Below are 12,609 nucleotides of genomic sequence, written 5' to 3'. Positions count from 1 at the left end.
CTACTGTCAATCTCTCTTTCTATATATTAGCCGAATGTTTTTTCTATTAAATCAGCCCATGTTTGAAGAGTTTTGTCTTTTTCACCTTGAAAAATAGGATTTCCAAAGGCAAGTAGAACTCCGTCTAGGTCACGGATTTCAAATCGAAACCACGCTACTGCTCCTTCTGACCATCTCACATTTCTTGTGATGGTACCACCCTCTGCATCTACTGTATCTCTAGCTAGTTCGACTCCATCTTGGACCCAAATCACCGAGACAGGCTTCGTGAACGGTTCAACTGAAAGCTTGTAATTGATTTCTACACCGTTACCTTCAACAGACAGGTTCGTTACATCACTACCTAAGTGAACCTCTTTCCCATTAGCAACAATCTCAACATCTAAAACAGGACCACGTGTGACATAAGTCTTTCCTTGTCGGACTGCTTTTAATAGAGACTGTGCTGAGAGTTCTTCAGCCATTACATAGGTTGCCGGATCACCAATAACAGATGGTTGGCCACCCTTCTCATAGCTTTCGGTTGGAAGTAGATGTGAATCAGATCCCCCTAATCCAAATATACGGTAACCATCATTCCATAAAACATTCCACAGCTTCAATGCTTCCTCTGTCGCTATGACATTGTCTTTGAAAGTTGGATCATTCCAAATTTCGATGGTATCGATATCTGCTAATTTAGTATCTTGAAATTCCCATGCCCATGGCTTTAACATTGGATGGTTTACACTAAAGATTGCCCCAGATTCTTTTACTTCTTTTATGACACGATTCATGCCTTCTTCGGTTTGAATCCCGCCATCAGGACTAGTTGGTCGCCAGTCAATCCAATTTGATAATCCGAGTGCATTGAAATGACCTTTACCAGCTGTGATTTCCACCCCTGGGATCACGAGCACCTCATCTTTTAACCATTTAGTTGGAACAATATTATGATCGGTCGCAACAAAAAAGTCTAAGCCCATGTCTTTAGCTTGCTGCATGCCTGCACTTGGGGACATTTTCCCATCCGACTCTGTCGTGTGGGTATGAAAATCTCCTTTATACCATTTCTTTGTGGAAGGAAGAAGCTTCCCATCATCAAATTCTGTTAATTCAAATCCACCCTCGGAAAGTGTTGCCCAATTTTCTGTGTTACTTTTTTCAATATCTAATTCACCTAATCCATAATCATAAGTAATGTCATAGGTTGGTTCACTTTTATATGTAGGACAAAGAATTTCCACGGTCCATTCACCTTGTGTAATTTCACCAGCTACTGATGAAAAGCTTGTTGTACGCTGATCAGTCGATACATAGATTTCTTTTACTTCATTAATATAAAGTGATTGTACTCGCAACTGACCTTTAGGATCCCAGACGAAAATGGCCATCCATCCTTTTTTCGAAAATGATGCAGTTAGCTTTAACCAATCACTATTTGATTGAACCTGAAAAGAAGTAGAGATAAACGGTGTATTCACTACACCGTTTATCGAGTTTACAGAAGAAGTTGCCATACTCGAATCTCCCCTTATTTTGAAACTTTATCTAGTTCTCTTTGTGCTTCTTCTTTAGCAGCCTTTAATGCTTCCTCGGCAGAAATTCCTTCAATTTCCACTCTATCTGCTGCTTTTGATAAAGCATCAAATATTTTCCCACCAGTTGGGTCGATGAATGGTGGTGTTGCCTGTTGTGCTTGCTGTAAAGGAACTGCAATTTGTGGATTTTCTGCAGCAAATTCTTTATAAGCTGGTACATCTTGAGCAGAAATACGAACCGGAATATATCCTGTATTGATCGACCATTCTGCTGTCTTTTCAGCACTTGTAAAGAAAGTTAAGAACTTAAATGCTGCTTCTTGTTGAGCTTTGTCTGCAACTGCTGGTACAACTGCAACCTGTGCACCTGCATGAGGAGCTGCCGGTTTGCCTTCCCAACCTGGTTGTGGATGTGCTGCAACTAAACTGAAGTCTAGGTCACCTTGGTCACCACTTGAACCTGTGTAACCAGCTGCTTTTCCTTTCATTACATCATCAATTGTTTTATACCAATATTCCCAACCTTGACCACCAGAATGAATTCTCATTGTTTCGTCTTCATGAATAGCCTTACGGATGAATTCCCATGCCTCTACCCATTCAGGTGAATCAATTAATACTTCTGTTCCATCTTCACTTACATATTTTGCGCCATTACTTAGTGCTGCATCAATTAAGTTAGGTGAACCCCACATCGGCTCCCATCCATAAACTGTTACGTTGTCGCCATCTCTTTGTGTTAACTTTGCCGCTGCTTCACCTAATGATTCCCATGTAGCTAGCGCATCAGTAGTCAGTCCTGCCTGTTCAAATAAATCTTTTCGATAGTACATCACCTGTGTTGTCCCAAAAAGTGGAATCGCATATTGATCACCATCGATGGACCCTTGTTCGTAGAACGCTTTGACAAAATCATCAGGATTAAAATCTGGATTTGCTTCAATATAAGAAGAAAGTGGTGCTAATGCTCCTTTTGCTGCTAATGAGTTCATTGGATTGTTTTCTAGTAACGCAACGGCAGGAACCTTTTTAGAAGCAATTGCTGCTTGAAGCTTTTGAAGTGTTTCGTCATAGTTACCTTGAACTACACCTACTACTTCTACTTCATCCTGGCTGCTATTAAACTCACTAATAATGCTCTCCACATTTTCACCTAGTTTTCCACCTAAACCATACCAGAATTCAATTTCTACTGGACCATCTCCTGAACTACTAGATTCTGGTTCTGAGCTCGTTTCTCCTGCTGATGAACAACCTGCAAAAATCGACACCATCAGTAACATGGCAATCATTAATAAAGAGATTTTTTGCTTTTTCAATTTACTTCTCCCCTTTAGTGAGTTTATTTTAGCTAAAATTAGCCTTTTACCCCTTGATCACTAATACCTGAAATAAACCACTTTTGCGCGATACCAAATAAGATTAATAGTGGTAACACTGCAAAAGTACTGGCCGCCATGATCAGTGGCCATTGAATCCCATATGCCCCTTCTTGAATGAAAAACTGCCTTAGCCCCGTTGTAATTAATTGTTTTTCTTCACTATTCATGATTAATGTAGGCCATAAATAGCTGTTGTAGTTTTGAACGAAGCTGATGAGGATAAAGGTGATAAAGGATGGGATTGTTAAAGGCACAAAAATTTTCCTAAGAATTTTAAAGTGACCTGCCCCGTCCATCACGGCTGCTTCTACCATTTCCTTCGGTACTTGCATGAAAGCTTGCCTTAGTAAAAAGATTCCAAACACACTTACAGCATTTGATAAGATAAGTCCTCTATATGTATCTAGCATTCCAAAGTCTGCTAGGATCACATAACTAGGAACATATGTAACGGCTACCGGAAGCATGTAGGTACCAAGTACAATAGCAAATAGTAGATTTCTTCCTTTAAAATTAAACTGTGTAAAAGCATAAGCAATTAATGCAGAATTAACTACTTGAATCACAACGATACAAAATGCGGTGAACACACTGTTAAAAATATATAAGTCAAATGGCGCTAGCGTCCAGGCTTCTGTAAAGTGGTTCCACATTGGCTGCTCCGGCCACCATGTAGGTGGAAATTCAAAGATTTCGTCTTTCGTTTTTAGTGCACTGATGACCATCCATAGAAACGGAAAGACCATACATAAGCTTAGAAAAAGTAATAATACATGCTTGGCTACTGTCCCCACTAATTGTTTAATCGTCATGGTAATATTCATCCTTTATCATTGGTAATGAACCCATTTTTTTGACATAACAAATTGTATATAAGATAGAACCACTGTGATGACTAAAAGAACGGTGGATACAGTTGTTGCTTTACCCATATTGAATTCTTCAAAAGCGGTTTGATAGTACATGTACAGGATTGTCCGTGTACTTCCAGCTGGCCCACCTTGTGTTAATACCTGAATCTGATCATAGGCTTGAAGTGTATCAACTGTTGTGATGATCACTAGGAATAATGTTGTTGGTGAGACAAGTGGAATCGTAATATTGATAAACTTCTGAAACCCTGATGCTCCGTCAATTGATGAAGCTTCGTATAGGGCTGTCGGGATTTTCTTTAATGCATTTAAGTAAAAGATCATTGCCCAACCAAGCCCTTTCCAGACCGTCATGATAATAACTGCTGGCATTGCCCAGGTGGTGCTACTCGTCCATTCAAGGCCTGGTAGATTTAAACTAGTTAAAATGAAGTTCGCATACCCGATCTCAGGCTCGTAGATCCACGACCATACAATCGCTACTGCAACCGTTGGTGTGACCCAAGGTGAAAATAGCAGTGTACGATACATCCCCATTCCCTTACTATTTTTCAAAACAAGTAAGGCAAGGAGAAGCCCTCCAATGATTGTTGGGATGACTACCCCGAGTGAAAAATAAAGCGTTTTCCCGAGTACACCATAGAAGGCTGGGTCCGTGAATAAATCTGTATAGTTCCCTAACCCTACGAAACTATAAGTGGTACTAACAAAATCCCAATCTGTAAAACTAATATATAAGGAATAACACATTGGATAAATCCAAAATACGGTTAACGGAATCAGTGCAGGTAAAAGAAAAATTAGTAGAGTAACTACAAATGAAAGTTTAGGATTCCTCTTTCTTTTTTGCACAGGGTCGGACTTTGTTGTTTTGGTTTCGACTACTGTATTCAACGATTAACTAACCCCCTGTCTTGAAAATTAGCTTTCACTTTCTTTTTAGAGGATGTTCAAAAGAGTCCGGTGAAAATGACACTTCGTATTTCTTGGTTGGCTCGCTTTTCCGTTCCTCACGTATTAATTGCATACGCTCCGGTACTCAAAACTTCACCTCCTCAAACTACTCGGTCCTTTTCATCCTCCTTTTTGAACTCGCACTTTTACTCAATTTTCATAAATTCATATGTATAATCTCGAATCACTTCGTCGGCATTGAGTAAATGTTCTACAGGCTGATCTAATGATGAAACAATGCCAATACAACCGATAGAATTACCGTTTTTCCCTAAGAGCATATCTCCATTAGAATCACCAATCGTAATCGTTCGTTCCGGCTTGACTGACAGCTGTTCGCAGGCTGCATACACCATCTCTGGGAATGGTTTACCCTTTTTCACTGAATCATGTCCAATCACTGCTGAGAAGTATTGATCAATCCCTAGTATCTCTAAATGTCGCTTTGCTCGTTCGCTGTCGTCTGATGTGACAACACCCATCTTAATAGATTGGGCAGCAGCTTGTTCCAAGAAGGAAAGTAGACCTTTGATTGGTTTTACAGATGAACTCCAATCATATGATTGCTCAACTTCTACATAGGCCTCATTTACAATTTTAAAACCCTCATTCCACGGCATTCCTTTTCGATAAAGTGAGTATGTTAAAATTGAAATGATATCTTGCAATGACCCTATTGCGATTGGTCCCATCGGGTCCCATGAACCCTCTGCATAAGAAAATCCTATTGATTGTGCCAATTCATTTTTATCGTAATGCAAATCATTTCGATCTACGATTCTATCGATAAAGGTTTTTGACCACCCTATCCATAGAGTTCCAAAATCTAACAACGTTCCATCCTTGTCAAAAAGGATTCCATCTACTTCATAGGTATTTCCATTCACGATAACTTTTCCCATAATTCCCCCCTACCTTGTAATTGTGTGTTGTTATTTGCAAATATGTGTATTTGATTGCTTTGTTGTTTATTTTAAAACAATTGATGGGAAAGTCAACCATTTTTTTTGTTATTTCTTGATTAATTTTTAAGAAAGGCTCACCTAGACCAATAAAAAAATGCCCACTCTAAAGGGGCATTTTGTGTGACTAAATAACTTCTATTCCATTTTCAAGGTATTTCGTTAATATCGTTTTTTCCAGACCTGAATCCGTAATGATTCTATTAATTTGGTTAAAATCACAAACCTTTGTAAGGGAGATCACATCGAACTTACTGCTATCTGCGAGTACGATACATTGTCCCGCCACATCTAGCATCTTTTTCTTTACTTGTACCTCTCCCATTCCATAATCAGTTAATCCTTTAGTAAGTGAGATCCCACTCATACTCATGAAAAAGGTATCAATATGGAATTGTGATACAAACTCTTCAGCGTAGTCTCCTACCGTACATAATTCTTTGTTTCTTAGGATTCCACCAGCAAAAAGAATCGTATACTCTGGCATTTTTGAGAGTTCTTCCGCAATTGTCATTGAATTGGTTAGCACGGTAAGTCGTTCGAATTTGGTTTTTAAAGCTTTTGCAAATTCTGTATTCGTTGTACTTACATCAAGTGCAATGGATTGCCCTTCCGTTACAAATTTAGTTGCTTTTTCGGCAATCTCTCTTTTACTCTTTATATGTTTTGATTCTCTAACCGTAAACGTAAGCTCATGCCTATTGTCTTCAAGAACCGCCCCACCATGAACACGACGTAAGTGGCCTAACTTTTCAAGATGCTCAAGGTCTCGTCTAATGGTTTCAATTGAAACACCAAACTTTTCAACTAGAAACGAAACCTTAATTGCTTTATCCTGTTTAAGGAGATCCATAATTTTATCATATCTTTCCTTTGCAAACATAAAAAACCCCCTACCTTTACATAAAAAACACAACAATATACAACTAAATTAAACTAAATACAAATATACTACATAATATTTACACAAACAACAAAAAAATCTTGGGGATTTATTGCTGGTTATTTCGAGAAAAAAATTAGTTTTTAAGTTCTCCGCAGCTGGTAGAAGAGAATTTTCGCTAAAAAAAGAAATAAAAATGGTAAAGTTGTTTTAAGGAAACAATATTTTTTCAGATTACCACATGATGATCAACTCTATCATCCTGAGATGCATTCTATATAAAAAGAAAGTCAGTAATCAGGTAAATAGATATCATTTTAATGTTAAAATACCAGTTGAGTAGGGTAGTCTTCAATCATAAAGCATTTAATTTTTATAATTGAGTTTTTTTATTAGGGGATGGGTCATTTGCAACAAATCTTATGGAGAGTTTTGAATGTCGTTTTTTTCATGATATACCTTGCTATTATAGATTATTTTTTTGAAGGATGGTTGAAATATGGGCTACTGGGTTTGTGGTTTTTTATCTTTCCAATTAATCACTATAAGAAGAGGAAAAGCGAGAAAGACACATGAAATTAATTTTCATATGAAGAAATATGCGATTAATTAGAACACATGGTAATAGATTTGTTAGATTTAACGGAGGGCAATTTTTAGAATTAGACAAGCTGATACCAAGGATTCCACAAGACAAAAATATTAATCCTCAGTAAAACATTGATATGAAGATCATATTTCAATATTAATGCACTCCTATATAGGGTGCATTTTCATTTTGTATGTTTAGTCTCATCTTTACTGTAAATTCCAAATAATCCCTTTAATTATGCATATATACCCCCTCTTCAAAATATCGTTTAGTAACAGAGATATTAGGGGGATCACATGAAAAAGCTTACTGGGGTATTTATTGTATTTTTGAGCCTTTTTATTGGTGTGACCGTAATTGAAGCAGAAATTGGAGATCAATTAATTATTATAAATAAGGCAACTAACCAACTTGCCTTTTTTGAAAACGGAAGGCATGTAAAAACCTTTAAATTAGCTACTGGAAAGAGTAACAGTTTAACACCTGAAGGGATATTTCCAATCGTCAATAAGATTAAAAATCGCCCCTACTATAAGGATGGAATTCCAGGGGGAGATCCTAGTAATCCGCTTGGAGACCGTTGGTTAGGACTTGATGCAAGAGGTACGTACGGGACTACTTATGCTATTCATGGGAATAATAATCCCTCCTCAATCGGAACATACGCGAGTGCTGGTTGTGTACGAATGTATGATGATGATGTACGGTGGTTATTTGAAAAAGTTAATTTATATACAAACGTCGTCATTACCAATTCCTCCAAATCATTTGAAGCGATTGCTTTATCGGTTAACTATACACCTTACAGTAAGCTCCAGTCTGTTTCGGTTGATCAGAAAAGTCCCCAGCCGGTTGATATAAATGTCGTTGTGACGGCAAAAGCAAATCTGAAATCACAGTATCGTTTTTTTGTTGATGATGGCAGTGGTTGGAAGGCAGTTCAGGATTTTTCCGCCTCCTCTTCTTTTTCCTGGAAGCCCGAAAACCCTGGAACGTATCAAATTAAGGCTCAGGCGAAAAGTAATTCCTCGAAAAAAGAGTTTGATGATGAAAAAGTGATTTCATATGAAGTGTATGTCCCGGCAGCCATCACTTCTTTTAACGGTGGAAAAGAAGGTCCACTACCTATTAACAGTCAGATTGATTTTTCTACGGTGTCTAACAGTGAAATGGAAAATCTCGTTCACTATTCAATTAACGATGGTACTGAATGGGTGACAGTAAAGGATTTCTCAGAGGATGGTATGTATAGCTGGAATCCTTTGCAGCCTGGAACCTATAAAGTAAGAGTTCGAGTAAAGCATTCCATATCACAAGCGGAATTCGATGCGGAACAAGAGCTGGAATATACCATTTTTGAGCCTGCTAGTTTAGCATCCTTGGATTTGAGTTTAGATAGTCCGCAGCCTATCGAGAATCCTGTCATCATAAGTAGTTCGACGCAGGATGACTCTAACAATCTATTTAGATTTTTACTATTTCAGAATGGATCATGGTTCACCTTACAGGATTATTCCTCAAAGTCTAACCTGGAGTGGCAGCCCATTTCTTCAGGGGAATATAATATCAAAGTACAAGTGAAGCATATTCATAGCAAGGAGGAGTTCGACAGCGAAGAAGTAGTTGACTACATTGTATATGAGCCTGCAAGTGTGGGTGAAATTTCGGCGAATATAAAAGGTATTCAACTAGTGAATAGTAGAGTTGAGATTACTGCGCCTAAATCAGAGGCAATCGAATATCAGTTTTCCATCTATAACGGAATAGATTGGAAAATCATCCAACCCTATTCCGCTAACTCTAAACTAAACTGGTCCTCAACATCACCTGGTATGTACAAGGTGAAAGTAGAAGTAAAACATCAGCTCTCAGAAAACGACTATGACGATTCCCGAGAAGTTCCCTATTTATTTTACAACTCTCCCACTCACTACGCAGTGCTTTCAAAGTCTATTATTCTTCAAAGACGCGGACCATTTAAAATCAAACGAAAAAGCAATATAGGCTAGCGACTGCTTCACTTCAACACTTTAAAGCATTGGGGGTCAGGCCCCCAATGCTTTAAAGTGCTAAAATGTAAATGTTACTTTTTGCGTGACGGAAAGCGAAGTCTCCTTTACACTTATAACAAATAGTGGAAAAGAGGAGGTTTTTTATGCGTATCTTAATGGTTGGAGCTGGGGCTGTTGGTGGTTATTTTGGTGGCCGTTTGTTAGAAAAGGGTGAGGATGTTACGTTTCTTGTTCGTGGAAAGCGTAATCAGCAGTTAGCTGAACATGGTTTACGAATTGAGAGTGTGAATGGTGATGTTACGTTAAAGCCTAAAACGATTATGGTTGGTGAGCAGACAGAACCGTTTGATGTTGTGATTTTATCCAATAAGGCTTATCACCTGGATGCCGTCATGGAAGATATCACTGACTATGTTGGTGAATCTACGATGATTCTACCTCTTTTAAACGGAATCTCTCATATTGATACACTGAAGGTGCGGTTTGGAGCAAAAAATGTAATTGGTGGTTTATGTTTTATTGAAACAACATTGGATGAAAATGGTAGGATTCATCAAACTAGTCCCTTTCATGATTTAGTTTTTGGAGAACTAACTGGTGAGCAGACTGACCGTATTAATCGATTACAAAAGGCCACTAGTGGGACGAAGGCTAACTTTAGACTCAGTGATAACATTATGAAGGAACTTTGGCACAAGTACCTTTTCATCACTACCCTTTCAGGTGTAACCACTTTAACTAGGGCAGCCGTTGGACCTATTCTTGAGGCAAATGGCGGATTAAATTTATTTAAACAATTAGGTGAGGAATTAACAGCGATTGCTAAGAAAATGGATGCTCCGATTGATGCAGACTATGATGCAACTATTGTGAAACGTGTGAGTCAAATGGGATATGGAATGAAATCCTCCATGCAAAGAGACATGGAAAAGGGGCTTCCTGTAGAAGCGGATCACTTACAAGGGTATCTCTATCAACAAGCTGATGATTTTGAAATCCAGGTTCCACTTCTTAAAACCATTTATACTAATTTGAAGGTGTATGAATTAAATAGAAGATAAATGATAGTAGGACCGTTACTAGAAAAGTAACGGTCCTACTACATTTCGGAATATGAAATTAGTTTCTTGAAGAGTTTACCGCGGTCTTTGGTTGTGGATTTAACAATGAAGTTATTTAAGTATTTAACTCATCCCCAAAGTTTGTTGAATGCGTTTTATATCCTTTTTATTTTCCCAATTATCCTCCTTCAACAATTCAATATCTACTCCGTTCCCACTAAGCTGCTCCTTAAGATCTCCAAAGTCTTTTGCATTTTGAATTCTAAGTTCAGATAGCTCTGCTTGAATTAGTTCTTGACCATTTTTTAGTGCACCTAGCATCAGACCGTGCTCTTTTAGCATTTCACTATGACCTTTTAGGGTTTCGTCATGACTATTTAGTAATTGACTATGGTTGCCTAAGATTTCGCTATGCTCGTTTAAGATCACACTATGCTTTTCCAATATTGAACTATGCTCGCTTAGAATCACACCATGTTTTTCCAAAATCACACTATGCTCGTTTAGAATCACACCATGTTTTTCCAAAATCACACTATGCTCGTTTAGAATCACACCATGTTTTTCCAAAGTTATACTATGCTCGTTTAGAATTACACTATGCTCATTTAAGATGACGGTATGATTGTCAAGCTTATCATTGATTTGCTGCAGGATTGTAAAGATTTTTTCCTCCATTTTTCTCACCTCCCTTTTTCTAATTATATCATCAATGAAGGAAACCTCCATCTGCTAGAAGATGTAAATTCTTAATAAAATTTAAAGAAGTCCCCACTATCTAGTGGAGAACTCCTCAAGTAATCTTACTATCGATAAGTCACACTTATTACTTGTTCTTCGGCAGCTTTTTCTCCTTTATTCGTTACGTCATAACGTCAAGGATTTGCTTCTTATTCTCTTTTAATGGGATTTCATCTTTAAATCCTTAGTATAGTATTCAATGAAAACTTTCCTAAAGTGTATAAGCTAAAATGGCAAATCTTCATCCTCGTCATCGATATAAAAGTCATCATCTTCATCGTCTTCTTCATCAAAATGTAGATCATCAAAGAGGCTGTAGACATCAATCTCACTTATTTCTAGTCTTAGTTCCTCTAATTCATTCTCAAGAACTGCTTCTATTTCTCTTATTTTAGTAGATAAACTTGAAGGTGATAGCTTGAACTGTTCCGCATATTCCTTCTTCGATAGGGCGGGATCTTGGAATATGGTGGAATCAACTATATATTGAATGGCAGCTACATAAAGTAACGGTTTTGGAATACGTTTCGGCTGATTACGTTGACAGAACTTGTACCATAATGTGATGGCTAGATGAGCAACTTGTTTAGCTGCACCTTGTGTATCAAATCCTAATTTAACAAGCTCTGCTACTTGCTCATATGCTTCAGATTCCCATTCTAAATCTTCGATTAGGTCTTCTACAGTGCCAAAGAAGAGTGTATCTAGTATGGTGATAAAGTTTTCCATGTAAAAGGTTTCAATATCGTCAGACATTTCCTCTTCATAAATAGCCTTAATTGCTTGCTCCCCATGGAATGCATCGTCACTAGTAAAGTTCAGTACTTCTGTAAAAATCGTATAGGCTGAATCATACGGAACAAAAAAGCCAAATAGTCGTTCATCGATTTCATAATCACGTTCATTTAATAATGTGATTGAAAACTCTTTATTAGTAATAACTTCAGAAACCACATAGTGAATGGGTGACTCCCGTTTCACTACCTTTGCCATCATTGAAAAACCTCTTTCCCAAGTTTCAACAATCTGCTTGGTTCTCGGTCTTTTTAATTTTGAGCCATTACTTCTTATGTAATTAGTAAGAGCGGTCTCATCACTAAATAGACAATCTAATGCTATGAAGTGCTGTAAAATAAGAATCGCTTCTTTTGGCATTTGGTCTGTTGGGTATGAATCTAACATCTCTTCTATTTCAACTTCAAATTCTTCTAATGCGTAATACAAAATTTCTTCCTGCTGAAGTGCCAGTTCAGAGGACAATATATCTGTTAGTTGTGTCGGTTTCTTAAGCTGACAACATTTTTTATACTTTTTTCCACTTCCACAAGGACACGCTTCATTCCTATTAATTGTTTTCAATTTGAGCCCTCTCCCTCAATTATTACTTTCTTTATTTTAACATTATTACTAGATTCTTATATTCTTAAACACCCTAGTAAAATAATAGATTTAAAATCATAAAATTGCATAATGACTATCGATTAAAACCATTTAATAGAGTTGCTAGATCTATAAAAACAATAGCCAAGCCATAACAAACACCATACCTAGTCCTAAATTCCGTTCTGGGGTATAATAAGGGAATGGATATTTTTTGAACTTATTGAATGTTGCAAAATGGGAAAAGGAA

10 protein-coding genes are annotated in these 12,609 nt (G+C 37.5%); 2 read left to right on the top strand and 8 right to left on the bottom strand.

The window, feature by feature from the left end; translation table 11 throughout:
• Positions 1-26: 26 nt before the first annotated feature.
• The 6 genes from M1D60_RS01725 to M1D60_RS01700 all read right to left on the bottom strand — a co-directional run bounded on the left by M1D60_RS01725 (position 27) and on the right by M1D60_RS01700 (position 6,573).
• Positions 27-1,499: a CehA/McbA family metallohydrolase gene (locus tag M1D60_RS01725; RefSeq protein ID WP_456277506.1), complete on the bottom strand. Its 1,473-nt coding sequence runs from the start codon at positions 1,497-1,499 to the stop codon at positions 27-29.
• 14 nt (positions 1,500-1,513) lie between these two features.
• A complete protein-coding gene (locus M1D60_RS01720; protein ID WP_456279549.1) occupies positions 1,514-2,812 on the bottom strand; it encodes an ABC transporter substrate-binding protein in 1,299 nt (432 codons plus the stop codon).
• Between the two features lie 65 nt (positions 2,813-2,877).
• A complete protein-coding gene (locus tag M1D60_RS01715) occupies positions 2,878-3,714 on the bottom strand; it encodes a carbohydrate ABC transporter permease (RefSeq protein WP_456277505.1) in 837 nt (278 codons plus the stop codon).
• Between the two features lie 18 nt (positions 3,715-3,732).
• A complete protein-coding gene (locus M1D60_RS01710) occupies positions 3,733-4,626 on the bottom strand; it encodes a carbohydrate ABC transporter permease (RefSeq protein WP_456279548.1) in 894 nt (297 codons plus the stop codon).
• Between the two features lie 248 nt (positions 4,627-4,874).
• On the bottom strand, positions 4,875-5,630 hold the full coding sequence (locus tag M1D60_RS01705) for an HAD family hydrolase (RefSeq protein ID WP_456277504.1): 756 nt from the start codon (positions 5,628-5,630) through the stop codon (positions 4,875-4,877).
• A 187-nt stretch (positions 5,631-5,817) separates the two neighbouring features.
• Entirely contained in the window at positions 5,818-6,573 is a 756-nt protein-coding gene (locus tag M1D60_RS01700; protein ID WP_456277503.1) for a DeoR/GlpR family DNA-binding transcription regulator, read from the bottom strand.
• Between the two features lie 888 nt (positions 6,574-7,461).
• Between M1D60_RS01700 and M1D60_RS01695 the strand changes: the two genes are divergently transcribed.
• The gene (locus M1D60_RS01695; RefSeq protein WP_456277502.1) at positions 7,462-9,174 is read left to right on the top strand and encodes a triple tyrosine motif-containing protein; all 1,713 of its coding nucleotides are present in this window, start codon (positions 7,462-7,464) and stop codon (positions 9,172-9,174) included.
• A 146-nt stretch (positions 9,175-9,320) separates the two neighbouring features.
• Positions 9,321-10,238, top strand: a complete 918-nt coding sequence (locus tag M1D60_RS01690) for a ketopantoate reductase family protein (protein WP_456277501.1) — start codon at positions 9,321-9,323, stop codon at positions 10,236-10,238.
• A gap of 123 nt (positions 10,239-10,361) precedes the next feature.
• On the opposite strand, the gene M1D60_RS01685 is transcribed toward M1D60_RS01690, so the two are convergent.
• A complete protein-coding gene (locus M1D60_RS01685; protein ID WP_456277500.1) occupies positions 10,362-10,916 on the bottom strand; it encodes a hypothetical protein in 555 nt (184 codons plus the stop codon).
• A gap of 288 nt (positions 10,917-11,204) precedes the next feature.
• Positions 11,205-12,338, bottom strand: a complete 1,134-nt coding sequence (locus tag M1D60_RS01680; protein WP_456277499.1) for an SEC-C metal-binding domain-containing protein — start codon at positions 12,336-12,338, stop codon at positions 11,205-11,207.
• Positions 12,339-12,609 lie beyond the last annotated feature (271 nt).

It is taken from the genome of Bacillus sp. AK128, assembly GCF_053903075.1.
Note: the sequence above shows the minus strand (reverse complement) of the source record. Positions and strands in the feature narration are given on the sequence as shown.